At 47.6% G+C, this 25,648-nt stretch carries 22 protein-coding genes; 19 read left to right on the forward strand and 3 right to left on the reverse strand.

The window, feature by feature from the left end:
- Nucleotides 1–598 precede the first annotated feature (598 nt).
- The gene (locus GJB59_RS15015) at nucleotides 599–1,972 is read right to left on the reverse strand and encodes an LA2681 family HEPN domain-containing protein (RefSeq protein WP_142825893.1); all 1,374 of its coding nucleotides are present in this window, start codon (nucleotides 1,970–1,972) and stop codon (nucleotides 599–601) included.
- A gap of 200 nt (nucleotides 1,973–2,172) precedes the next feature.
- On the opposite strand from GJB59_RS15015, the gene GJB59_RS15020 reads away from it, so the two are divergent.
- The 17 genes from GJB59_RS15020 (at nucleotide 2,173) to GJB59_RS15100 (ending at nucleotide 21,208) form a co-directional block, all read left to right on the forward strand.
- On the forward strand, nucleotides 2,173–3,234 hold the full coding sequence (locus GJB59_RS15020) for an S-layer homology domain-containing protein (RefSeq protein WP_142825894.1): 1,062 nt from the start codon (nucleotides 2,173–2,175) through the stop codon (nucleotides 3,232–3,234).
- Nucleotides 3,235–3,303: 69 nt separating this feature from the next.
- Nucleotides 3,304–4,365 (forward strand): S-layer homology domain-containing protein, encoded by a 1,062-nt coding sequence (locus GJB59_RS15025; protein ID WP_142825895.1) that lies wholly within the window; start codon nucleotides 3,304–3,306, stop codon nucleotides 4,363–4,365.
- A gap of 40 nt (nucleotides 4,366–4,405) precedes the next feature.
- Complete coding sequence (locus GJB59_RS15030; protein ID WP_142825896.1) at nucleotides 4,406–4,705, forward strand: hypothetical protein; 300 nt, start codon at nucleotides 4,406–4,408, stop codon at nucleotides 4,703–4,705.
- Nucleotides 4,702–5,772: an S-layer homology domain-containing protein gene (locus GJB59_RS15035; protein ID WP_142825897.1), complete on the forward strand. Its 1,071-nt coding sequence runs from the start codon at nucleotides 4,702–4,704 to the stop codon at nucleotides 5,770–5,772. Before GJB59_RS15030 ends, GJB59_RS15035 begins: the two co-directional genes overlap by 4 nt.
- Before the next feature lie 333 nt (nucleotides 5,773–6,105).
- A complete protein-coding gene (locus GJB59_RS15040) occupies nucleotides 6,106–6,744 on the forward strand; it encodes a nitroreductase family protein (protein ID WP_142825898.1) in 639 nt (212 codons plus the stop codon).
- A 110-nt stretch (nucleotides 6,745–6,854) separates the two neighbouring features.
- Nucleotides 6,855–7,283, forward strand: a complete 429-nt coding sequence (locus GJB59_RS15045) for a MarR family winged helix-turn-helix transcriptional regulator (RefSeq protein ID WP_142825899.1) — start codon at nucleotides 6,855–6,857, stop codon at nucleotides 7,281–7,283.
- A gap of 39 nt (nucleotides 7,284–7,322) precedes the next feature.
- A complete protein-coding gene (locus tag GJB59_RS15050) occupies nucleotides 7,323–7,616 on the forward strand; it encodes a putative quinol monooxygenase (protein ID WP_142826225.1) in 294 nt (97 codons plus the stop codon).
- 249 nt (nucleotides 7,617–7,865) lie between these two features.
- Nucleotides 7,866–8,567 carry an N-acetylmannosamine-6-phosphate 2-epimerase gene (locus GJB59_RS15055; RefSeq protein WP_142825900.1) on the forward strand — a complete coding sequence of 234 codons (702 nt, stop codon included), beginning with the start codon at nucleotides 7,866–7,868 and terminating at the stop codon, nucleotides 8,565–8,567.
- Complete coding sequence (locus GJB59_RS15060) at nucleotides 8,564–9,430, forward strand: N-acetylneuraminate lyase (protein WP_142825901.1); 867 nt, start codon at nucleotides 8,564–8,566, stop codon at nucleotides 9,428–9,430. Before GJB59_RS15055 ends, GJB59_RS15060 begins: the two co-directional genes overlap by 4 nt.
- A gap of 24 nt (nucleotides 9,431–9,454) precedes the next feature.
- A complete protein-coding gene (locus GJB59_RS15065; protein WP_142825902.1) occupies nucleotides 9,455–10,963 on the forward strand; it encodes a sodium:solute symporter family protein in 1,509 nt (502 codons plus the stop codon).
- A gap of 23 nt (nucleotides 10,964–10,986) precedes the next feature.
- Nucleotides 10,987–12,687, forward strand: a complete 1,701-nt coding sequence (locus GJB59_RS15070) for an FAD-binding protein (protein WP_236015714.1) — start codon at nucleotides 10,987–10,989, stop codon at nucleotides 12,685–12,687.
- Nucleotides 12,688–12,768: 81 nt separating this feature from the next.
- On the forward strand, nucleotides 12,769–13,665 hold the full coding sequence (locus GJB59_RS15075) for an ROK family protein (RefSeq protein ID WP_142825904.1): 897 nt from the start codon (nucleotides 12,769–12,771) through the stop codon (nucleotides 13,663–13,665).
- Nucleotides 13,666–13,678: 13 nt separating this feature from the next.
- On the forward strand, nucleotides 13,679–14,521 hold the full coding sequence (locus GJB59_RS15080; RefSeq protein ID WP_142825905.1) for a MurR/RpiR family transcriptional regulator: 843 nt from the start codon (nucleotides 13,679–13,681) through the stop codon (nucleotides 14,519–14,521).
- Nucleotides 14,522–14,566: 45 nt separating this feature from the next.
- Nucleotides 14,567–15,322 carry a glucosamine-6-phosphate deaminase gene (nagB, locus tag GJB59_RS15085; protein WP_142825906.1) on the forward strand — a complete coding sequence of 252 codons (756 nt, stop codon included), beginning with the start codon at nucleotides 14,567–14,569 and terminating at the stop codon, nucleotides 15,320–15,322.
- 384 nt (nucleotides 15,323–15,706) lie between these two features.
- Nucleotides 15,707–16,183, forward strand: a complete 477-nt coding sequence (locus GJB59_RS15090) for a VanZ family protein (protein ID WP_142825907.1) — start codon at nucleotides 15,707–15,709, stop codon at nucleotides 16,181–16,183.
- A 176-nt stretch (nucleotides 16,184–16,359) separates the two neighbouring features.
- A complete protein-coding gene (locus tag GJB59_RS15095; RefSeq protein WP_236015715.1) occupies nucleotides 16,360–20,517 on the forward strand; it encodes a tetratricopeptide repeat protein in 4,158 nt (1,385 codons plus the stop codon).
- 181 nt (nucleotides 20,518–20,698) lie between these two features.
- Nucleotides 20,699–21,208, forward strand: coding sequence for a DUF6241 domain-containing protein (locus tag GJB59_RS15100; RefSeq protein ID WP_142825908.1), 510 nt, complete (start codon nucleotides 20,699–20,701; stop codon nucleotides 21,206–21,208).
- 68 nt (nucleotides 21,209–21,276) lie between these two features.
- Here the strand turns inward: GJB59_RS15100 and GJB59_RS15105 are convergent, their stop codons facing one another.
- Complete coding sequence (locus GJB59_RS15105) at nucleotides 21,277–21,678, reverse strand: DUF2512 family protein (RefSeq protein ID WP_142825909.1); 402 nt, start codon at nucleotides 21,676–21,678, stop codon at nucleotides 21,277–21,279.
- A 128-nt stretch (nucleotides 21,679–21,806) separates the two neighbouring features.
- Nucleotides 21,807–22,631 carry an aldo/keto reductase gene (locus tag GJB59_RS15110; protein ID WP_142825910.1) on the reverse strand — a complete coding sequence of 275 codons (825 nt, stop codon included), beginning with the start codon at nucleotides 22,629–22,631 and terminating at the stop codon, nucleotides 21,807–21,809.
- Between the two features lie 472 nt (nucleotides 22,632–23,103).
- On the opposite strand from GJB59_RS15110, the gene GJB59_RS15115 reads away from it, so the two are divergent.
- Nucleotides 23,104–24,828, forward strand: coding sequence for a DNA/RNA non-specific endonuclease (locus GJB59_RS15115; protein ID WP_142825911.1), 1,725 nt, complete (start codon nucleotides 23,104–23,106; stop codon nucleotides 24,826–24,828).
- 2 nt (nucleotides 24,829–24,830) lie between these two features.
- Nucleotides 24,831–25,613 (forward strand): ABC transporter ATP-binding protein, encoded by a 783-nt coding sequence (locus GJB59_RS15120; protein WP_142826227.1) that lies wholly within the window; start codon nucleotides 24,831–24,833, stop codon nucleotides 25,611–25,613.
- The last annotated feature ends 35 nt before the right edge of the window (nucleotides 25,614–25,648 follow it).

A 25,648-nucleotide genomic window follows, 5' to 3' on the forward strand; every position in this document is an offset into this window, starting at 1 on the left:
TTGATGTAGGAATGGAATGTTCACGTAGAAGAGGAGAACTATTATGTAGAAAAGAAAAACCTTCATGGAGAAGAGAGAAGTTTTGATGTAGAAGCGAGAAACTTTCATGTAGGAATGGAATCTTCATGTAGAAGAGGAGAACTATTATGTAGAAAAGAAAAACCTTCATGTAGAAGAGGGAAGCTTTGATGTAGGAATGGAAAGTTCACGTAGAAGAGGAGAACTATCATGTAGAGAAGGAAAACCTTCATGTAGAAGAGAGAAGTTTTGATGGAGGAGTGGAACGTTCACGTAGAAGAGGAGAACTATTATGTAGAAAAGAAAAACCTTCATATAGAAGAGAGAAGCTTTGATGTAGGAATGGAACGTTCACGTAGAAGAGGAGAACTATTATGTAGAAAAGGAAAACCTTCATGTAGAAGAGAGAAGTTTTGATGTAGGAGTGGAATCTTCACGGAGAAGAGGGAAAGCTTCATGTAAAAAAGGATCCAGCTTTAATCACACGCCTTTCGTAGGAACCGTTTGATTAATGGATAATTCAATAAAAAAACGTCTCCGGGAATCAATAAGATTCCCAGAGACGTTTCTTCAATGCCTTCTATTTCTTCTCCATCGCAATCGCAAACCCCAAATACATCATCGCGTTGCGCGCTTTGAAGATATTGGACATGGCCATGCGTTCGAGTTCAATCTGCGTCATCTGGTGCTTGCGAAGGTCGCCGGTTTTGGCGATTTCGTCTTGCTTGGTGATGACTTGGACAAAGCTGCGTTCCATCTGGTCGCGCAGGAGCAGCGAGCGGACGGTGGCAAGGTTCTGTGTTTTGGATTGCTCATAGCCGAAGAGTTCTTTGGAATGCCAGAACAAGGCTTTCAGCGCGCCATTTTTGGTGTCGCGGATAAATGGCTTGAGCGGGTTTTTCGGCTGCTCGTCTTCAAACCAGATGCGCTGCATGCCGGCTCGCGGATCTTTCATGTCGAGCTGGTAGTAATGCCCGACAAATTGGGCAGTTTTCGTAAACAGCGAGAATGACTGGCGGTAGACGGTTTTCAAGCGCTCGTTGCGTTCCGGGCTCGGCTCCTGCTCCAGTGCTTCAAAGAGATTCCAGCGCAGCGCGGTGAATTCAGTGATCATCGAGTCCATGAAGGTTTCGAGGAAGACGCCGCGTTCTTTGTCATTAGCGTCTTTATGGCGATAGCTCAGCGTATCGGTTTTCATCGTGCCAACCGGATCGATTTCGTTGTCATCGTTCAGCAGAAGGTGATGCTTGGCGCACCAGTCGCGGTACTCGCGCTCGCGGCCATCGAAAAAGTTCGGTTTGTAGCTGCCGGTGACGTCGACCGGTCCGATATCCTCCAGCATTTTCACCGCAAGCTTCAGGCGGTCTTCATATAAGGCGCGGCCGTTCGTGTTGCTGATTTTATCCACGCCTTGTCGAATCAAATCCCGTGACAAGTGGAGCGCTTCGGCTTTTTGTTCTTTGTCGAGCAGGAAAGTGGAGTAGAACAACAATCCCCAGCCACGTTCGGCATCTTTGCGCTCGTAGGATGGATCGTTTTCCGCTTCGGTCATTTGTTCCAATACATCCAGCCCATCAAGCGAGCGGCCAACGTAAATCAATGCTTCTGCGTAGTTCAGGCAGATTTGATTCCAGATAGTTGCCGGAACTTTCGTGCGGAACTGAGCATATAAGCTTTCAAACAAGAACAGCTGGCGCTGCTTCATCGGGCTGTTCCATTCTTTTTGGAGCTGGTGCATGATGCCCATTTGGCTCGTTTCCAATAAAATAGCCAGTGGATAAGACGTTTGGCCTTCCAGGCGTTTTTTCAAATGGTCGATTATGTCATTGAGCTTTTCGGGTGCCGTGCGGGTTTTCTGAAACTGCTGCAGCAAGTGCTGTGCAGCCTGGTATACTTCCTTCAAATCAAATTGCCCGTAATCGTCTGATTGGGCAATATCTTGTAATGTCGACATCGGGTTTCCTCCTTGTGTGGGTGCTTCTCTTCTTATTGTAACGAACTGTCCGGAAGGGGTCACCCTTTTTAATGTGTGCGTGCCAGGCACGCACACAATTCACTTTTTTATTTTCTGAATATTTAATAAAAATATGATGTAACCATAACTTTCAGTGTTAAAATAGAGGCAAGAAGCAAGATAACGGAGGAGTGACGATCGTGAAAAAACTGATGGGTGTGCTTGTCGTGCTGCTGTCATTGTTTTTGGTCTTGCCTGTTGCCGCTGCCGCGCCGGATTTACCGGAAAACCATCCGTTTTATGAAGAAATCACGTATTTAATGGAGAAAGGAGTCATTACAGGCTACCCCGATGGCACCGTCCGTCCGGATCAGGAAGTGACGCGGGCCGAGGCGGCCGTGATGATCGGGCGATTAAAAGGTTTGGATGGCACAAAACGAGCCACGCCGTTTCGTGATGTGCCGGCTGGGCATTATGCCAGCGGCTATGTTGCAGAAGCAGCTGAAGCAGGTTTTCTCAAGGGCTACGGGGACGGCACCTACCGTCCAAACGCACCGATTATCCGCGGAGACATGGCGCTGATTGTGGAGCGGGTTTTTGATCTCGCCTTTACGTTCAATGTGTCTTTCACAGATGTGCCGCAAAACGCTTATTACACCGGCGCCATCAGCAAAATCCTGGCGGCGAACATCACCATCGGCTACCCGGACAACACGTTCCGGCCGCGCCAGGCTGTGACGCGCGGACAGTTCTCGGCTTTCCTGGCACGAGCACTGGAACCGGAATTCAAAAATGATGCAGTCATTGCACGCTCTTACCAGAAAGACAAAACCAAAGCCTATACGTACAGCATGTCTGATGGAACAACAGCTGTTCACCGGTTTGAGGATGTACCGGACCGTGGCGGGCTGACTTACGGATTCATGTGGACGGTCGAAGTGGACGGCGACACTTATGAATATCTGGAGCTTGAAAATCACCAGTTTTTTGCATTCGGCTACCCGTATTCGGAGTATGACGTGGCGCTCGTTTATCCGGTTCGCCTCGGCAAGACTTTTAATACAGGACTGGGCGATGAAGTGATTATCCACACCATCACCGGCGTCAATAAAACAGTCGAAACGCCCTACAAAACATTCACGAATGCAACCGAAGTGACGACACAAGACGGCTTTAAGTATTACATGGTGGAAGGTTTTTCAACGGTCAAATCAGTTAATTTGCAAGGAGTCGTGGAAAGCGAATTGATTAGAGTTGACTAAAAAAGCGTGAACTTCCGCTGCCGGCTGGTGAAGGCTTGTCAAAGCTTTTCAGGCGAAGGGGTGTTGGATGTGAAGAAGACAATGCAGTTTATTGCCATTGTACTGTCACTGTTCCTGTTTTTACCTGCTGCTTCAGCTGTTACGGACTTGTCAGAGAATCACATGTTTTACGAAGAAATCAATTACTTAATAGACAAAGGGGTGGTGAAAGGCTACTCGGATGGCACTATTCGTCCTGATCGTTCTTTGAACCGTGCCGAGGCAGCTGTGATGATTGGACGGTTAAAAGGATTAGATGGCACACCGCAAAAGACGCCATTCCGTGATGTACCTGCTGGCCATTATGCCAGTGGCTATATTGCTAATGCGGCAGAAGCTGGCTATGTTCTGGGGCATTCGGATGGCACTTACCGGCCGGATGTGGCTATTACTCGCAACGATATGGCTCTGGTTGCCGAGCGTGTATTCGACTTGAATTACTTTTACTTTTATGGCATTAAAGATAGTCCAGACGATCTTCCTGACTTTCAAGCTGTCAGCAAGGTCTTTGCGGCGAGTATTGCCATTGGCTATCCTGATGGTACATTCCGTCCACTGCAGGAAGGAACGCGAGGCCAGTTCTCTGCTTTTTTGGCACGTGCACTGGAACCGAAATTTAAGAACAAAGCATCCATCGCCCACTCCTACCAGCGGGATAAAACCAAAACCTACACGTACCGGATGGAAAATGACAATGTAGGGGTAGCCCGTTTTGTGAAAGTCCCTGCTTTAGAAGGGCAAGAAGATGAATTTGTCTGGGAAACCAGGGTCGGTGAAGAGCGGTATCATGAGTTGGAGTATGAAAATACTGAGGGATTTGCGGTTGGCAGTACGTATTCGGAATATAGTAGCTATTTAACTTATCCCGTTCAAGACGACAAATTATTTCTAGCTGGCTATAATCCAGCAGTAGTCCTCTACACCATAACGGGTGTCGATAAATCGGTGAAAACCGAATATCAGACTTTTATTGATGCGGTAGAAGTGACTACGGATGACGGAGGAGTGTATTACATGGTGGAAGGCTTTTCAGTGGTGAAATGGATCAAAAGTGATGGAACTGTTTCTAAAGAACTGATGGATGTCGAATAAAATGGCGCACCGCTTTCCTCTTTGCAGGACCGCGATAGCGATGAATACCTGGAACTTGAAAATCGCCAACTCTTTGCATTTCCGTATTTCGGGTAAGATGTCGCGCTTGTTTGACCGGTACGAGTCGGCCAAACATCCGATCACGGATCAGGGGATGAAACCATCATACACAATCACTTGCATCAATAAACTTGTTAACGCTTCCTCCTTTACATTCGCCAATGCGATAGAAGGGAAGACCCAGGACAGCTTCTCAATTAATGAGAAAAAAGTAGTAGAAATCAAGTTAATAAGGGTTGGATTATGGGTATTGATTGAGAGTGAAGGAGTGTTAACATGAAGAAAACATTTAAATTTTTGATGATTGTATTATCCATATTCCTGATTTTCCCTAGCGTGAACACAGCACAAGCTGACTCGGATTTGCAGGAAAGCCATCCGTTTTATGAAGAGATCATGTACTTGATGGACAAAGGTGTCGTGACCGGCTATCCGGATGGCAGCATCCGTCCAGATCGTGTGGTGACGCGTGCCGAGGCTGCAGTGATGATCGGACGGGTGAAAGATTTGAATGAAACGAAAAGAGAGACGCCATTCAGTGACGTGCCGGCTGGGCATTACGCCAGCGGTTCGATCGCAGAAGCGGCTCAAGCCGGTTATATTATCGGCTACAAAGACGGCACCTACCGTCCGAATCAACCTGTTTCGCGCGGCGACATGGCGTTGATTATCCAGCGTGTCTTTGATTTGAATTTCATCTATTTCCATGACATCAAAGACGTACCGGACGAGGCTTATTATTACGACGCCATTACCCGATTAATTGCGGCGAACATCGCCATCGGCTATCCCGACAGCACGTTCCGTCCGAAAGTTGAAGTGACGCGTGCCCAGTTCTCTGCATTCCTGGCCCGTGCACTGGAGCCTGAATTCAAGAACGATGCGTCCATTGCCGACTCGTACAAGCGGGATAAAACGAAAACTTACACGTACCTCCGAAATGGCAGAGGGGAAAGTGTGGACCGCTTTGTAAAAGTGCCGGGAACTGACGGCGGAGAAGAGCAGTTTGTTTGGGAAACCCAAATCGGGGAAGAACGCTACCCGGAACTCGAATACGAAACGTATGAGGAATTTGCCATCGGCTATCCGTATTCAGATCACAATGCACATTTGGTTTATCCGATAGAAGTAGGCAAAACCTTTATTGCAGGCTATAATCCGGATGCAATCTACTACACGATCACCGGCGTCAACAAAACCGTTGAAACCGAGTACCAAACATTCACCAACGCTGTCGAAATTAGCACTCCTGATGGCGGAAAGTATTATATGGTCGAAGGCTACGCGGTCGTGAAGTGGATCGAAGCGGATGGCACGGTTTATTCGGAGTTGAAGAGTGTGGAGTAAGTTTTTGAAGAAGCTCAGTTTCAGGTGGAAACCTGGAATTGGGCTTTTTTGTCGAGCGGTGGGGATTATGCACGGTAGAAGCAGAATATGCACGTTCATTGGAACTTATGCACGTTCAGCAGAAGTTATGAACGATCAAGAAGAAATATGCACGCTTGGGGGGCAAAAGCTAGGTATTCTTCGGCTCCATCGTTTCCGCACCGATCAGAAGCAAGCGGTTCAAAACAGTTGCATATTCTTTTTCACGGGTTTATATTAAATGAGGCATCAATCATTGAGAGGTCAATTAATAGCTTCTCATAATAAATGAACAAAAAAAGGAGCACTTATACCATGCAAACCCTACAAAAAACTAATAATTTCAATGAAATCGTAAACGGACGCCGTTCGATCAAGCAGTATGACCCAAGCGTGAAAATTAGTCGGGAGGAAATGAGTGAAATTCTGGAGCAAGCTTCAAAAGCTCCGTCTTCCATCAACATGCAGCCATGGCGCTTTCTTGTCATCGACAGCGACGAAGCGAAAGAAAAGCTGGCACCTCTTGCTTCATTCAACCTCGACAAAGTCATGAGTTCTTCCGCAGTCATCGCTATTTTTGGCGACCGCCAAAACTTCGACTATGCTGAGGAAATCTACGGCAAAGCAGTGGAACACGGCTTTATGCCGGAGGAAGTGAAAGAATTCCAACTGAACTATTTTAAGCCCTTGTATGAAGGGATTTCTGATGAACAAATGAAGGATATTGTCATGCTGGATTCCGGGCTTGTGGCCATGCAGCTGATGCTGGTCGCCCGAGCTTACGGATACGATACTAATCCAATCGGCGGCTACGAGAAAGACAAGATTGCCGAAGCTTTCGGCATGGAAAAAGACCGCTACATTCCAGTGATGCTTCTCACAATCGGCAAAGCGCTGAACGAAGGCTTCCAATCATACCGTTTGCCTGTGGACACCATCACGACTTGGAGATAAACGAACGGCGGCTTCGCTCTCTTGAGTATTCGTCTGTTGTGTATTATATTTGACTGGTCAATGGATAGTGAACATCGCTATGAATTGGCTAGCAGGCAGGAGGTCAATTTATGTCGTGTTCATTTTCAAAGCAGGAACAAATTCTGCAGCAGTTTAAAGGGCTGACAAATCAAATCAGCCCGAAGTTTGAACGCTGTACCGGCATTAGTGCATCGCGCTATGAACTGTTGTCGCAGCTCTACAACACAGAAGAAATCAACCAGTCGACGCTTCAAAAAGCGGTCAATATCGATGGGGCTGCGATTACCCGCCATCTCAAACAGCTTGAAACGAGCGGCATGGTGGCGAGACGCAGAAACCCGGACGACAACCGGGTGATCTTTGTCAGCCTGACCGAAGAAGGACGGCAACGGATCGTCGAATACCGGAAAGAAAACATGGGCTTTGTGAAACAAATGCTCCATGACTTTACGCCCGAAGAAGTCGATGCGCTTTCTGACATGATGGAGCGCATGCAAACGAATATTAGTGAATACTGAAACACAAAATACGATTAGAGGATGATGGATTTTATGACAATGATTATTCACGCGCACTTGCAGGTAAAACCCGATCAAGAACAAGCATTCTTAGACGCATGCAAAACATTGGTCGAAGCGTCACGCTTAGAAGTCGGCAACCTTAGCTACGATTTGATGAAGTCTGTAGAAAAAGCAGGCCACTTCACCATGGTCGAAACGTGGAAAGATGCAGAAGCCATTGCAGCCCATAACACAAGCGAACATTTCACTGCGTTTGGCCAAAAAGCGCCAGCGTTCATGGCTGCACCGATGGAACTGAAGGTGTTCAGCGGAGAGCCTGTAAAATTATAAACACACTGATCGTTTTCACCGCCCTGCTTTTAGCAGGGCGGTGATTTTTTTTATGGTTAATTGTGTGGGTGCCTGGCACCTCTTTTTATGAAAGTTTATAATCAAAATATAAAATTAAGTTGAAAGTTAGTTGTCAAAATGGTATAGTTCGATTAATAAAATATTTCGACAAAAGACTTGGAGGCGGATAACTGCATCACAGAACGCAATAGAAATAACTATTGAAGATACTAGATAGGGAGTTTTCAAATGACGATTTTAGAACAGATGCACAATAAACTAATCGTTTCCTGTCAGGCGTTGGAGAATGAGCCGCTTCATGATCCATACATCATGGGGAAGATGGCTTTAGCAGCAAAGATGGGCGGCGCTGAAGGAATTCGTGCCAATACGGTGAAAGACATTCAGGCGATCAAGAAAGAAGTTGACTTGCCCATTATCGGCATCATTAAACAGGATTATCCAGGAAGCAATGTGTACATCACGTCGACGATAAAGGAAATTGATGCACTTTATCAGGAAGGCGTCGACATCATCGCAATGGATGCGACCAAGCAGAGGAGGCCGGATGGGCGGAGTTTCGAAGAGTTCTTTTCCGAAGTGAAGTCAAAATATCCGAGTCAGCTCTTTATGGCTGATGTCTCAACAATCGAGGAAGCAATGATCGCTGAACAGGCTGGTGTGGATATTGCAGCACCGACTTTAGCGGGCTATACACCGTATTCGATCGGCACGGTTCCTTTAGAACTGGTGAAGAAGATGGCCGATCAGCTGACAATTCCTGTAATTGCTGAAGGGAATTTTGACACACCTGAGAAAGCGCAATTAGCACTTGGGGCAGGCGCATATTGTGTCGTTGTTGGAAGCGCTATCACGCGTCCGCAGTTGATTACTGAGAAATTTGCAAAAGCGATAGAAGAAAAAACAGAAAAGGGACAGGTGATGAAATGAAGGGCTTATATACAGCATTAATGTGCTCATTTGACGAAAAGGGAAATGTGAACGAAAAAGGATTAAGAGAAATTGTCCGTTATAATATCGAGGTTTCAGAAGTGGACGGCTTATACGTCAACGGCAGCACCGGAGAAAACTTCCTCATTTCGACTGAACAGAAAAAGCAGATTTTTGAAATCGTCAAAGACGAAGTCGGCGACCAAGTGAAACTGATTGCGCAAGTCGGTTCGTTGAACATCGAAGAAGCGTCCCAGTTGGCTCATTTTGTCACCGATCTTGGGTATGACGCAATTTCAGCCGTAACGCCGTTCTACTATAAATTCGACTTTGAAGAAATCAAAGACTATTACAATACGATTCTGGAAGGCGTCGATACACAGCTCATTATTTATTCGATCCCGGCTTTAACGGGCGTTAACATGAATTTGGAGCAGTTTGGCGAGCTTTTTGAAAACAAAAAGATTATCGGAGTGAAGTTCACTGCGCCTGATTTCTTCCTGCTCGAGCGTTTGCGTCATGCGTTCCCGGACAAGCTGATTTATTCCGGGTTTGACGAAATGCTTCTGTCTGCAAGTGTTTTAAATGTAGACGGGGCAATCGGCAGCACATTCAATGTTAACGGCAAAAGAGCCAAGCAGATTTTCACATTGGCACAGAGCGGGCAGATCGATGAAGCGCGCGAAATCCAAAAAGTGACGAATGATCTGATCGATGAAATTTTGAAGAACGGACTTTACCAGACGATTAAGGAAATGCTTGAAACGCAAGGGGTTCACGCTGGATTTGTCAGAAAGCCGATGAAACAGCTGACAGAGGAAAAAGCGGTAAAAGCACGCGAACTCGCTAAAAAATATCTGTAAGAACTAACGGGGGGAATGGGATAGATGGATGGAACATTTGCGGTTATCGATTATGTGATTTTGTTTGCGTATTTATTGTTTATCTTGTACGTCGGAATTGCCTTTGCCAAAAAGGAAATGAAAGGCAAAGAGTTTTTTAAAGGGGACGGCTCGATTCCGTGGTGGGTGACGTCGGTCAGTTTGTTCGCGACTTTGCTCAGCCCGATATCGTTTTTATCGCTTGCCGGAAACTCGTATTCCGGAACATGGCAATTGTGGTTTGCGCAACTGGGGCTGCTGATCGCAGTGCCTGTGGCAATCTATTTTTTCCTTCCGGTGTACCGGAAACTGGATTTGGATACAGCTTATGAATACTTGGAACGAAGATTTGATAAGCGGATGCGGATTTTGGGGAGTCTGCTTTTCATCGTCTACCAGATCGGGCGCATGTCGATCATCATGTACTTGCCTGCGATTGCATTAGCTACCGTAACCGACATCAATGTGATTGTCATCATTCTCTTTATGGGTGTTATTGCTACCATCTATTCTGCTTTTGGTGGACTGAAATCCGTACTTTGGACAGATTTTATCCAGGGCATTGTCTTGATTGGCGGCGGTATATTCGCTTTGATCATTCTTTTGTTCTCTATTAACGGAGGACTTGGGGAAGTCATCAGTGTAGGAACAAGCAACGAGAAATTCTTTGGAGATATCGCGTTATTTGATCCGAACCTGATTAATAACAGCATTTTAATCATCATTCTGGGAGCAGGATTGTCGACAACGTTTTCGTATATTTCCAGCCAGGATATGGTGCAGCGTTATTTGACGACGAAAGACTTGAAGGAAATGAACAAGATGACGTATTTGAACGGCGCTTTGTCGCTCGGTACGGCCACTTTGTTCTTCCTGATCGGTACATCGCTGTACGTTTTCTATACACAGCAAACGGCTGCGATGCCGACTGGGAAATCGGATTTGATCTTTGCTAATTTCATTGTCAGCGAATTGCCAGTAGGAGTATCGGGGTTATTGATTGCCGGATTATTCGCAGCTGGCCAATCAACTCTTTCTACTGGACTCAATTCAGTAGCGACAAGCTGGACGCTTGATATCCAGCAGGTGTTGAGAAAAGATATGAGTGATGAGAAGAGCACACGGATGGCCCGAATCGTATCGACAGTCGTCGGCATCTTTTCAATTGCCTTTGCCATCATTCTTGCTTACTCCAATGTGGGTTCTGCCTATTCCTGGTTTAACGGATTGATGGGCTTGGCACTTGGAATCATTGGCGGTACCTTTACACTGGGTGTGTTGACCAAACGCGCAAACGCGAATGGGGCATTATTCGGCTTTATCGCCACAACCATTATGGCTGTCTACATCTCATACTTTACGGATATTACATTGTGGGCGTATTCAATCATCAACCTGGTCGCTTCGATTGTCTTTGGTTATGGCTTCAGCTTGCTGTTTGCCCAAAAAGAAGATAAAGACGATGAGGAAGGTGTCACCTTCTTCGATTACAATAAAGTGGTGAAAGAAAAATAAGCATTGAATTCAGGTGAAGCATGATGGAAATCTCAAAGAAAATCATAACAGACGTATTGGTGGTCGGGAGCGGCTTGGCAGGCATCAAAGTCTCAAAAGAGTTAGCCGACCTTGGACACGATGTTTTGATGGCAACGAAAATGAAGTTGGCTTCAGGTTCAAGTTTTTATCCATTGAAAGCATCACTTGGGACACAAGTAACGAGCAATGAGGCTGATAAGAAAGTCTTTCTTGCGGACATCGCCAGTTCCAGCAGGGGCATGCACCGACAGGATCTGGCAGAAGTATATGTGGATGAAATTCGGGACCGCGTAGTCGAATACAGCGATATCGGTGTGGTTTCTAAAAAGCTGGAAGGCGAACGGAAAGCCTGTTTTGCGGAACATCCAAGAGATATTTACTTGCTGAGTGATTGGGATCAGATCAAGGAAAACGTTGCTGGTATTTTTGGACGCTATGACAACTTAACGGTTATGGAGCGGACGGTGGTCATTTCACTGATAAAAAAAGAACAGCGAATTGCAGGTGCGCTGATGCTGGATCAGCACAATCAGGTGGTGCTTGTGGAATGCAAAGCAGCAGTGCTCGCGACCGGTGGCTTCGGCAGCATCTATAAGCACAATTTGAATCCGAACGATGTTGATGGGTCAGGCCATATATTGGCTCTCGAAGCGGGGGCCAACCTGGTCAACATGGAGTTTGTCCAATTCATTCCCGGTATTACTGCACCTCGCTATAAAACCTTATTCGGTGAACACACTTTAGCCTATTGCGAAGATATCGTGAAAGATGATGGCAAAAGCTTGTTAGATGCAGTGCTTCCAGAAGGGCTGTCGAAAAAACAATGTCTGGATATCCGCAGTACACATGGGCCGTTTACAGACTCGCTGGAATCCAAGTACATGGATATTGCCATGATGAAGGAAATCATCGCGACCAAAAATGAAAAGGGCTTTAAATTAGTTTTCCACAAAGAACTATACAAAAACAAAGAAGAATTCTATACCGTATACTTAGACTGGCTGAAACAAAAAGGAATCGATATGCTGGAGGACGAAGTTCGGATTGCTCCTTTTGCCCATGCCAGCAATGGCGGTGTCTTTATTGATCCATACGGGCGTTCCGGCGTTCCAGGATTGTACGTTATCGGTGAGTTGTCCTGCAATATTGAAGGAGCCAACAGACTTGGAGGCAACTCGACCGGTGCCTGTATGGTGTTCGGCAAGCGGGCGGCTGCAGACTGCGGCGACTATTTAAATGGGACCAAGGTATCCCCCATCAGTAAGAGGGATGCCGAACTTCATTTGAAATCCGTATTCGGCAGCGCAAGTGCCAGCCGCAATGGACCGGACAAGTCGGCTGAATCTGATAAAGAGCAGCTCTATCAGACAATAGAGAACATCAGAGAGATTATGTGGTATGCCGGCAATGTCGTCCGCTCAGAAGAACAATTGTCCGAGGCGTTAAAGCAGCTTGAAGCGCTTCAGTCCGAACTGGAGATCAACCGTTTATTCGAGCGGCAGAAAAATCGGAAAACGGTCATCAAAGCGAAGAACTTCATGAAGCTTTCTCAATTGCTGCTGCAAGCGATGCTGGAACGGAAAGAAAGCAGGGGGGCGCATTATCGCGAGGATTATCCTTTTGAAAGTCCGGCATTCTCCAAACGCCTGTTTATTTCAGAGACTCCTGAAGGAAGGCTGTCGCTGGAATTTACGAATGATTGAATAATGATTACCTGCAACGAAAAGAGAAAAGCCTGATTGCGGTTTTTCTCTTTTTGTTCATTCAGAAAAGAGGAAATCAAGATGCGGCTAGCTGTAATTGACATTGGTGGTACATTTATCAAATATGCGATTATTAACCAGGAAGGTCTATTTCTTTTTCATGGTTCGGTTCCGACAGAGGCGCTCAATGGCAGCAGAAACCTAGTAGCCAAAGTGCTGGGTCTCTGTGACCAAATGATGGAGGGTTTTGAAATTGAAGGAATTGCCATTAGCTCTGCAGGCCAGATTGATGCCATGCGGGGAGTAGTGGTCTTTGCGACAGATAATTTGCCGGGCTATACTGGAACAAGACTGGCTGAACTAGTATCCGACCACACCGGCCTGCCGGTAAGGATTGAAAATGATGTCAATTGTACTGCCCTGGGTGAATCCTGGAAAGGCGCAGCCCGTGGAGTAAGGAACTTCCTTTGTGTGACGATTGGAACCGGAGTGGGCGGAGCACTGTTCTTGAATGGGCGCCTCTATACTGGAGCAGGATTTTCGGCGGGGGAAATCGGTCATATGATTCTTTATCCCAATGGTCGGAATTGTACGTGCGGAAGTCGCGGCTGCTATGAACAATATGCGTCCAGTTCTGCTCTTCAGCGGCTGATATCAGAGGAATTCAGAGAGCAAATGAGCATAAGAGAGTTTTTCGAACTTGTAAAATCGAAGGATTCAAAAGCCCTTTTCCTGTTTGAAGGTTGGATCGATGACCTGACAACCGGACTGCAATCGCTCGTTCATCTATTCAATCCGGAAATGATTGTCATTGGCGGCGGCATATCTGCGCAAGGCAATGTTTTACAGGAGGCGATTGAATCGTCACTGAAAAAGAAGATTATGCCGAACCATCAAAAACATTTGCAGATCAAGATGGCCGAGCATGACAATAAATCGAATTTATTGGGAGCGGCAAAGAATTTTTTGGAGAATTGAAAGGGAGGCAGACATGGTGGAAGCAAAGACGATTTCAGGCCCGAAACCTTCCATATTAATGGAGCAGCACAAACATACTTTTACAAAATCCGAAAACAAAATATATGACTATATCCTGACGCATCCAAATAAGGTTCTCTATCATTCATTGACGGAGCTTTCCGAATTCAGTGGTGTGGCAGAAGCTACGGTATTGCGTTTTTTCCGAAAGCTCGGTTTCAAAGGATTTCAGGATTTTAAGTTCCTGTTTGCACAGGAAGTACCGCCGACGAACAATTCCTTGCAGGACGAGTCATTTGTTCACCGGATTCGCAACAGCATCGTGCAGGCAATTGAAGATTCTTCTGAAGTCGTGGATATGGACACTTTGGAGGAGTGCATCAAAGCAATAGATGGCTCACAAGATGTTGTGATCTTCGGCATCGGCTCTTCCGGTATTGCCGGACTGGATATGCAAAACCGTCTGATGAGAATCGGTAAGCATGTCAATGCCATTACCGATTCCCATTTTCAAATTATGAGAGCTTCTTCCTTGAATGAAAAATCAGTGGTAATTGCCATCAGTTTGACAGGGAGCACGAAAGATATCGTCGATGCGGTCAAACTGGCTAAGGAAAAAAATGCCACGGTCATTGCCCTGACCAACTATGTCAAATCGCCATTAACCAAATACGCTGATTTTGTTCTTTTGTCATCTGCGAAAGAAAGTCCATTAGACAGTGGATCGCTTGTCTCAAAAATTGCGCAGCTGTATTTGATTGATTTGATTTGTACGGGATTGACCATGAATAATGTTCAGGATGCAGAAAGTGTAAAAAGGGAAATTACAGAACATATTGCCGGCAAGCTGTATTAAAGCAAAAATGTACTTTAGCGATGGCTGCCGTTATGAGGTGAAGAAATGCAAATTCTAAAAGCGAAAGATTACGAAGAAATGAGTAAAATTGCTTGTTCTCTACTAGTGGAACATATTCAAAAGAACGACTTTCCGGTATTAGGTTTGGCAACCGGATCCACACCTGAAAAACTATATAGCTGCCTGATTGAAGAATACCAAAAGGGCAAGGTTTCATTCCGCAATACATCGACTTTTAATCTGGATGAATATGTCGGATTGGATAGCCGGGAAGCCAACAGCTATCAATTTTATATGAAAGAAAAGTTGTTTGATCATATTGATTTGCCGTCAAACCAAATTCATTTGCCTAACGGGATGTCACCGGATTTGGAGCAGGACTGCCTGGATTACGAGAATCAGATTCAGGAAGTCGGCCCTATTGGTATTCAAGTATTAGGGCTTGGGCTAAATGGCCACATTGGATTCAATGAACCGGGAACACCGTTTACGAGCAGGACTCATATTGTCGACTTAGCACAGTCCACACGCCGCGCCAATGCTCGATTCTTTTCCGGCATCGAGGAAGTGCCGACACAAGCCATCAGCATGGGAATAGCCTCCATCATGGAGAGCCGAAAAATTCTGCTGCTGGTGTCTGGCGAAGAAAAAGCGGAAGCCCTATACCAAATGATGAACAGCGAGGTGTCGGAATCATTTCCTGCATCAATCCTCCAAACACATCCGAATGTGACGGTCATCGCAGATGAACCGGCGTTGTCAAAAGTGCCGGTGTCATACGGAGAAAAATCAGTTAGATAAATTGTAGACAGATCCTCAGAATTTATGCCACAAACGAGAGACACATTACGGTGTCGTTGTTTGAGGCTTTTTTTTGTTTGAGTTTTTGAGGCAGATTAACATCAAATTTGTATATAAAGATGGATTTTCAGAACCAATAGGAAAAATATACTAGTCATAACTAACAGGTACACTTATAATAAACAGAAGGAAATTAGGCAGTGATTTAAAGTGATTATTATAAAATCCCATCTTTAGATGTTGAGCAGCTCGGTTATTGATTTAAAATACGCCATAAGCGCGGGCGCGTCCACGGGCTGGGCGGAGCAATAAGACATGTGCTTTTCCTAGCTTTTTGTGTGAGCCGCGCCCGAAGCGATTTGAAAAAACGAAGGGAAGAGTCTTTTGAAAGCCAAGTACATACCGGTTATCCTGTGGGCTCTTTGCATCTTGCTGGCCACCAACAACTATAATTTTCAGTCCCTGTTATTCGCCCAGGAAATCGGCTTCAATATTCGCCTGCTTCCGAATTTATCGGATCTGCTCATCACCAGCGACATTCATTTGGACAGCGGAACATATGTGTTCCAAAAAATCGGCCATGCTTTGTCTTTTGGCGTCCTGTTCCTGATACTGGCTAAAACCATTAACAACAACGCATTGGCCATCATCCTATGCAGCCTGTTTGCTTTTTTTACGGAATTTTTGCAGCTGTTTTTTGAGCGCAGCGGGAGATTAAGTGATGTTTTGATCGATATCGGGGGCATTTACTTGGCTTATCGCTTGAGTGTTTATGTGAAGGCGCAGGGTGGTGTTAGTCCGGCCTTTTGGAACACGGTGCAGAAAATCGCTGGTGTATTTGCGGACGAAAAGCAGCGCTGACCGCTTGAAATAAAATCGTTGTTTCTTCGATGTCTGAAGAAATAGCGATTTTTTTGATGGCTTTAATTGTGTGGGAATTGTTTGGGTGCCAGGCACCAAAAAGAGTATTGCATCCTATAATTTTCCACTATATAATAAATCAACCACATTTACATGGGGCAATGGGAGAGGCGGGAATGGGGATAATGAAAGCGACAGAGATCAAAACAGCGCAGCAGGCAGTCGAGGCGATCCGCAGGTTATGGGAAATGCGTTCGCTTCGGGAATTGCGGAGTTTTTTGGGGGAACTGCAGACAGAAGAGGATTTTTACCGCTTGATCCGGTTGACGGATCAGGCGGATTTATATACGTACAGCCACTTGCTGGCAACGCAGGCGCATAAGCGCTTCGGGACATTGCGGACGTTTACGTGGCAATGCGCGCGGCTGTTGGAAACGGGGCGCAGCCTGGAAGCGGAAGAGCGCATGGTGGGCAGATTGCAGGGCATTTCGTCCGGCAACGACTCAGCTGAAGAATTGGCGTCGGCGCATCAATTGCTGCTGCGGGTATACGCGCAGCTGAACCGGCTGCCGGAAGCGAAAGCGCAGCTGGGCCGATACGCAGAACTGAAAGGCTTTGTCTGGCCGGATCTTCACGGCTATTATTTTATTCACAGCGGGGAATGGCTGGAAGCGGAGCGGGTGCTGGAAAGGGAACTGACTGATACCGTCACCGAACGCAGCGATTATGTACGGCTGTTGTATGCCGATGTACTGGCAATGACCGGACGGCAAAAGGAGTCGCTCGCTGTTCTTGAAAAGGGACAGGAGCTCGAACCTGACAATTGGACTTTCCGCGCAGACATTATCCGGACTTCGTTTTTCTTAGGGCATTACGAAAAGACACTCGAAAAAATCGCATATTATAATGAAGAAAATCCGTACCATGTTTTTCATCCGGCGTGGATCCACATAACGGCTGAATGTTTGTACAAGCTGGAGCGCTGGGAAGAGCTGGGGGCATGGGTCAGTAAGCATCCGAAGCAGGTTGGGAAAACGGTTTACGGCAAAGGAGAAATCCAGCAGGACGCCACGCGCCGCGAGCTGCGTTTGACGCCGAACATCCAGAAGCTGAATTACTGCGTCCCCGCGTCGCTCGCGTTGATGCTGGAAGCGTACAACATTAAAAAAGGGCAGGATGAAATCGCGGAACATGTTTTTGATGTGACGGGTTCGGACTTGCAGAAAACCATGGAATACATGGAGTCACTCGGTTTCACGGCGCGTTACTTTAAAGGGACGATTGACCTCTACAAGCAGCTGATTGACGCTGGTGTCCCGGTACTGCTCAGCATGATGATCGAAAACAGCGCGCATGTCCAAGTGGTAATCGGCTATGACGACCGGCTGCAGGCGTTGATCATCCAGGATCCGAATGACCTCGGACCGTTTTTATTGTCGTACAAAGATGTTGCGGACACCTATAAATTAAGTGATTCGCTCAGCATGCTGTTTGTGACAGACGAACAAAAAGAACTTTTATCGTTGCTGGACCGCAGCGAGCACGACTTTTTCAGCGAGCTGTTTACGATTTGTAGTTTGGACGACAAGACCAAAGAGAAAACCCAGGCAGTGGATTTCCTGAAAGCGCATCCGGACGAACGCTACGGCGCGGTGGTCGGGCTGGTTACCCAATTTTCAGAAGAGGGAAAGGCGCTTCATTCGGCATGGTTGGATAAGCTCCATCAGGATTTGGGCGCAGAAGATGGCGAAGTAGCCCTGCTTGCAGCCCATATGCATTACCAGAAAGAAGAGTCGGAACAGGCGCTTGAAAACCTGGCGCGCGTGAAGGAAAAGAGCTCTCCGTATGCGCTGTTTCTGAAGGCAGCAATTTTGATGAGCCGCAATGAACACCCAAAAGCCGTCCCGCTGTTAAAGCGGTCGATCGAGCTGGACCATTACCAGCCGATGGCGTACAGCCACCTGGCGCGCTGTTATTTGGAAACCGGCAAAATCTATCAAGCGTTCAAATGGTCGAGCATTGCGCTCGAGCAGGAGCCATCTGACGTTTATGCCCGCATCACACACAGCTTGATTCAATTTGAGTCGGGTGCTTATGAAAAAGCGCTGGCGCGTTTTCGTGAGCTGTCAGCGGAACAACCGGAAGACGGCTATTTTATTTACGAAGTGGGCCGCTGTTTGCTGGCGCTCGGTGAAGAAACAGAAGCCATCGCGGCATTGGAGCGGGCACAGGAGATCGATTCGACAGAGCCGTATGCGTATTTGCGGATTGCGGAAATCCACCTGGAGGCGAAAGCATGGCCGCAGGCAGAAGAGGTCATCCGTGCTGGCATCAACAATTGCGCGGCGACCGATGTGCTGCATCAATATTTGGGGCATATCGCCATGGAGCAGGAGCAGTATGGGCAGGCGGAAGCCGAATACCGCAAGTCGCTCGTACTGGACCCGGCAGATTTGTTTACGGTGACGCATATCGCCCATGCATTGCTGAAGCAGAAACGGGTTGAAGAAACAGGTCAGTTGCTTGAACAGTACGCAGAATCCGGCGATGCCGATTTTTTTGTCCGGACTGCGGCGTTATTGTGGCAGGAATCGCTGGACGATGCCGGCAAAGCGCTGGCACTCGATCTGCTCGAAAACGGCATGAGCCGGGCAGCGCTGGATCTTCACGAAATGGCTGAACAGTACGCAGAGTTCGCCGAAGCACCTCAGTTCCGCGCTCGGCTGTTGGATTTCTTTAAGGAGTTGCGTGAAAAAGCTGCTGACCCGTTATTGCTTTGCTATGAAGCAGGTGTTTATGAGCTGGAGGACCATCACCGATTTGCTCGGATTTTGTACAGCCAGGCGGCGGAAATGAATGGCCTGTATTTGGCTCATTACCATTTGGGATTGCTTGCCGAACAAACCGGGAAATGGGACAAAGCGCTCGTTCATTATACGAAAAGTGCGGAACAGGACGCTGGATTTACAGCGGCCCACGAAGGGCTGATGCGGACTTATTTGGCGCTGGAAGACAAGCCCAAAGCCTTTACCGCAGCGCTGCATGTACTGGAAAATGAACCGCTGCCACTGGATTTGGTGGAGCTGTTCGAGCTGGTTGATACTAGAACGCAGATGGACGCGGTCGCGGGTGTGCTGCAAAGGGTGTCGCTGCAAGTGCCGGAAGAGTGGCTGTTGTCAGCCGAGGCGCATATGGCGGAGAAAAAGGGCGAAGCGGCGGAAGCTGAGTCTTTATTCCTCCGGGCACAAACGGTTAATGGGGCATTGCCTTCGCGTTATCAGCATATGCAGTTTTGTGTGCGGCAAGGCGATAGGAAACGTGCTATCGGAATGCTGGAGGATTTGATCGCCGAGCATCCGGACGAGGAAGGATTCTACGGAGAATATGTCCGCCTGTTGGCAGAGATGCGCAAAACCAACGATCTTCACAAACGCCTGAAAAAACGGCTGAAGGGCGAGGAGCTGGCAATGGCGGAAACGTACAGTGCGGATCAACTGGTGGAGTTGGCGGACGCGGAAGATGGAGAACAAAAGGGCTTTTTCCGCAGGCTGCGCGACAAATCGCGGAGCATCGTCATGTTTTCCAATACCATCGCACTTTACAGAGATGCAGCCAAGAACTTTAAAGACAGTGAAGTGCCGGTGCTGCATCTTGCGGAATTTTACATGAATCGCGGCATGGCAGAGGAAGCCGTACGGGCATTGGCGCCATTCGTCAAACAGACAGGTCATTTTGGCGCGGCTAAAATGCTGCTTCAAGCCACGTTTCAAAGCGCCAATAACAAACAGTCGGAGAAGCTGCTCAAAGAGGCCATATCGATGGCTGAAAATCTCCAAAAGGAGCAGCCCGCCGATTTTGAAATCCAGTTGTGGCAAGGCAATATGGCTGCCATCCAGGAAGAGGTTGAGCAGGCCGAGGCGTATTACGAGCAGGCGATTGCGTCCAATCCGTACCACAGCGAAAGCTATGTTCATTTGGTGAATTTGCTGGCGGAGCACCGGCCGGACAAGGCCAAGCGCTTTGAAAGCCGCCTGCCGGAAGAACTGCTGGTCAACGAATGGATCCGGCTGTCGTTCGCCATGATGGACATTACGCTAGGGGACAGTGATGCAGCAACTGCCCGTTTGCTTGCGCTGCAGGCTGACGAACCGGATTACTTGCCGGCAGATTACGAACTTGCCCGCGCTGCCATGAAAGCAGGACAGGTGCCGCGTGCCAAAGAACTTCTCAGCAAGCTGTTCAATAGGGACGGCGGCGAGTTGTTTATTGAGTCGGCCGTGGAAGAAGAACTGTTTGAAGAGATTTTGGAAGAGGTTTTAGCTGTAGGTGTTTAGGCAGTCTGGAACGGAAATAGATAATGAAAGAACGCCATCTTTGGATTTCAAAGATGGCGTTCTTTCGATTTGAGGGCGATTTCCATTAAAAGGGTTGAAACCTGTTTAAAGTTTCTTCATACTAAAATGGGTATAAATTCATATTAAGACAAAAATGAAGTATGTCAGGAGTTGCAGGAAAATGAACTTACTTATAAAAACGATTGCGATTACCTTTGGCATACTGGCCTTGCTGGCAGCAGCCGGTTATTATTTTATCACGCAGTCCGCTTTCTCAGATGGCGAAATAACCGAGGTGGCAGAAGAAATAGAAGGGCGAGACGAACAGGAGGCGGTTGCAGAAGAAAATGAGGAAAAAAATGTCGATGCCGATATGGAAGAAATTCAGCTGCAAATCTACCTCCATCAAATGACCCACCAAAAAGTCGCTGCGGCTAAAAAAATAGGCGCGGTCGAGATGACGCCTGACAACATCGACAATTTACTGACGATCGTCAGTGCCAACAAAGCGCACTACGAACACGGCGAATTTTATGAAACAGCGTTAACTGCCTGGAAACAAGGCGATTTCTCCAATGCGGTCGATGTCCACAACACGATCTGGGATTGGCAGGATGGCACGGTCGGCCGGGCAACCGGATTGATGAGTGCTGAGCAGGAGCGGGTTTTCGTGCAGGAGCATTTTAGATGAAGTTGTTTTTATAAGAAAGAGGCAGTCCCCGATTTGTGATGGGAACTGCCTCTTTCTTTGGTTTGCAATCATCTTTTAACAGCCTTGTAGTTATTGTACTCAGGAACGACAGAACGGTCGACATACAGGTGGAAAAACCATTCGCCGCCGGAAATGACAAGTGCAGAAAGCAAAGCCGGTGTGACCATTTCGAAGTTCTGGCCCGTCAACAGCCAGCCGATGAGCCAAATTGTCAGGAACGCCATAACAAAATCCACAAAAGTTGCAACCGTATTGCGCGTCGACTGGTTCTCAGGGCTGCCGGCGTTCAGGAAGATCATAATGTCGCCCATTGCATAGGATAAGGCTGTCAGTGCCAGGCTGATCAGCAAAGTATTGACGAACGACACGTCAAAACCTACAGTCATTACGAGTAAAAGGACAGCGGTCACCATGACAAATTTAATAGCAAGTGCAAGCAAGTGTCTCAACGGCTTCTCCTCCTTGAATTGGGTTCTGTTATGTGGAATTTACCCGTTTATCGGCAGGAGTATGCCAATAATTGAAAATAACAGGAAAAGCCGCCACTCCAGTAATAGAAGTGGCGGCTCCAAATTCATTAACGTACATTCATTTCGTTCGGGTGAGCGCCTTTGCGGCGGTCTTTGTTCAAACCATCGATTTCATTGATCTCAGCTTCCGTCAATTCAAAGTCGAAAACATCAAAGTTTTCTTCAATGCGCGACGGCGTAACAGATTTTGGAATGACAATCGTATCATTCTGTAAATGCCAGCGCAGGACAACTTGAGCCGGTGACTTGCCTTTGGATTCAGCGATCTTTTGGATCGTTTCATCCTTCAGCACTTCGCCTCCTTGGTCAAGCGGGCTCCAGGCTTCGACAAAAATATCGTGCTTGGCACAGAATTCTTTCAATTCATTTTGTGCCAGGTAGGGATGGCATTCAACCTGGTTCAAGACCGGAGGAACGTCGCATTCAGCAAGCAAGCGCTCAAGATGCTCAACTTCAAAGTTGCAGACGCCGATCGACTTGACGCGTCCGTCTTTGTACAGCTTTTCCAATGCTTTATACGTATCGATGTAACTATCAAATTCAGGAGTTGGCCAATGGATCAAGTACAGGTCAACATAATCGAGGCCAAGGCGCTCGAGGCTTTCGTCAAATGCACGCAAGGTATTTTCATAGCCCTGGTCGCTGTTCCATACTTTAGTTGTGATGAACAGATCTTCGCGCGGCACAGAGGTTTCCTTCAGCGCTTTGCCGACACCTTTTTCATTTTTATAGATCATCGCAGTATCAATCGATGTATAGCCCGTTTCCAGCGCTTTCGCTACCGACGCAGTCGCCTGATCGTCTTCAACCTGCCAGACACCAAAGCCCAGCTGCGGCATTTTTTTCCCGTTGTTCAATGTAATAAAGTCCATTTAGCATTTCTCCTTTTGTGTTGATTTGCTTAGATTAGATGTTTACCCAATAGTTCGGAACTCTAAGCATTAGTTGGTGAAATGGATTTTTTCCCACTGCAGAATGGATTTTGGCGCAAATGGAAAGAATGGTCCACATGTCTGCTCTGATTGGCGAGATATTGTCTAGAATTCGTCAAATACGATCCACTACTACAGAAATACGTTCCGCTACGCCCGAAATACGATTCACAACGGCAAAAATACGTTCCATAGCCTCAAAAACATGTTTCTCAAGTGGAAAGCGCGGACTTGCGCTTTCCTGGGTTTGGGCAGCTAAGGGCTCTCTAACCTTATCGAAGTGAACTAATAGATATATTCAGAACGTGCGTTCTTATATTGGGTGTGTTAAAATTTTCTTGAAGAAAATTAATAGAATATTATAATTTTTATTGAAAAATATAGTTTATTCGCCGGAAGGGGATGGAGAAAGATGTTTAAGAATATGAAACAAATTGAGCAGCAGGCTATGCAGCGTTATTTGCAATTCGAGAAAGAGGAACGAGCGGAGGCAACGAATGAAAAGATGATGACGCGGTCGAGCATCATCAATCACCACGACAACCTGGCAATGGAGCGAATCATCAACAAAAGTGATTTGTTTCCGATTGCGCATTTGCAGGCAGGGCTGAACGTCAGCAAAGCCGTTTGCCGCATAGCAATACGCAGCCGGTCGGGCCAGTTAGAGAGCTACGGCACCGGATTTCTTGTGGCGCCGAATTTGCTGCTGACGAACAATCATGTGCTGGAGACAAAAGAAGCCGCGATGTATGCCGTGGCGGAATTTAATTACGAGGACGATGTCCAGTTCATGCCGCTTGAAATTATCAGCTTCCGGCTGGATCCCGAATCGCTTTTCATTACCGATGAAGCGCTGGACTTTACATTGGTGGCGGTGGAAGAAAGCAATCTGCACGCCATACCGCTTGCCGGCTTCGGCTATTTGCCGCTGCTGCCAAAGCCGGGGAAAATTCTTGAAGGCGAATACGTGACCATCATCCAGCATCCGAACGGCGGTCCAAAGGCCATCACCATTCGGGAAAATGAAGTCAAATTCATTTCGTCCGATTTTGTCCAATACGTTAGCGATACGGAACCGGGTTCTTCAGGCTCACCCGTGTTCAATGACCAATGGGTGGTCGTCGCGCTGCATCATGCCGGCGTACCTGACCCCGAGGACAATACCCGCTGGATTGCCAATCAAGGCATCCGCATCAGTTCGATCATCCATCACCTCGGCCAAAAACGCAGCGGCTTGGAAGATGTCCGTTCGCGCAGGCTGCTGGACCAGCTGCTGGATGTCGCCATGCCGGGTTCTGCCGCAGAGCCGATGGAAGTGGGGACGTTGGAAGTTGATTGGTACGCGGGAGTTGCCGGCTACGATCCGGCATTTCTGGGTGCCGGATACCGGGTGGAGCTGCCCGCCTTAAGTGAAGCACTGGCGGAGGATCTGGCACTGACAAGCGAAGGGGAATCGGTCCTGGACTATACCCATTTCTCGATTGCCATGAGCAAGTCGCGCCGCCTGGCGTTCTATACTGCAGTGAACATCGATGGCAACCAATTGGTCGACGTCAAGCGCGGCAGTGACCGCTGGTATTTTGATCCGCGCATTGATGAGGCGCACCAAATCGGTCCCGAATTTTATCAATCAAACGACATCGACCGCGGACATCTCGTCCGCCGGCGTGATCCCAACTGGGGGATTGATGCCGTCAAAGCGAATGAGCATACATTCCATTTCACCAATTGTTCGCCGCAGCATAAAAATTTCAACCAGAAAGCATGGCTGGATCTGGAAGATTACCTGCTCGACAATGCCCGCGATTCCAACTTGAAAGTGTCGGTGTTTACCGGTCCCGTATTCCGGGATGATGATGTCCGCTACCGCAACGCGCAGATTCCGGACCAGTTCTGGAAAGTGGCGGTGATGATCAAAGACGGCACATCGTTGTCAGCCACTGCTTATTTGCAAACGCAGGAAGATTTGATTGGCGGCAATCTGGAATTTGTCTACGGGAAGTTCGAGACGTATCAGGTGCCGGTCGCACGGATCGAGGAGCTGACCGGGCTTGATTTCGGCGGACTTCGGGAAGCAGACCCGCTGGCAGCGGGACAAGCCGCCCGTGTTCTAAGCAGGGAGGATATCCGTTTATGAAGATGATTGTGGAACTTGAAGGCGTATCGCGGCGGAGAGATGACAAACTGTTGCTGGATGGCGTCGATTGGCAAGTCCAAAAAGGCGAGCATTGGGTGCTGTACGGCTTGAACGGCGCCGGGAAAACTTCACTGCTGGATTTGATCAATGCCTATTTTTTCCCGACAGAAGGAAAAGCCACCGTGCTCGGCTTGGAGTTCGGCAAAACGTATCTGGCGGAAAAGCTGCGCAGCCAGATCGGCTTTGTGTCGGCGTCGGTTCAGCAAAAGCTGCCTGCTCATGACAATGCCTACGAAGTCGTGCTAAGCGGGGCGTTTGCGTCTCTCGGCCTCTATCAGGAAACAAGCGAGAAAATCGACCAGAAAGGCATCGACATTCTTCGAGAGCTTGGGTGCCTCGGTTACGCCAACCGGAATTACCACACGCTGTCGCAAGGAGAACAGCAGCGTGTGCTGATTGGCCGCGCGTTGATGGCAGACCCGGAGCTGCTCATCCTCGACGAGCCGACAGCAGGACTCGATTTTATTGCCCGGGAAGAGCTGCTCGAGTCGATCGCCGCCATCGCAAAAAAACCGAATGGCCCGACAATCATTTACGTCACACACCATATCGAAGAAATCATGCCGGAGTTCAATAAAATCTTGCTGTTGAAAGCCGGCAAAGTCTTTGCTTCCGGCAACACGGCTGAGCTGCTCACAAGCGGGCGCCTTTCGGACTTTTTCGATGTTCCGGTAAACCTCGTCTGGAGCAACGAACGTCCGCTGCTGTCAAAAGTCCAAACATGAGATGGATAAGGGCGGGGTCCCAAGCGAAAACCGCT

It is taken from the genome of Planococcus soli (assembly GCF_016881065.1).
Lineage (GTDB): Bacteria > Bacillota > Bacilli > Bacillales_A > Planococcaceae > Planococcus > Planococcus soli.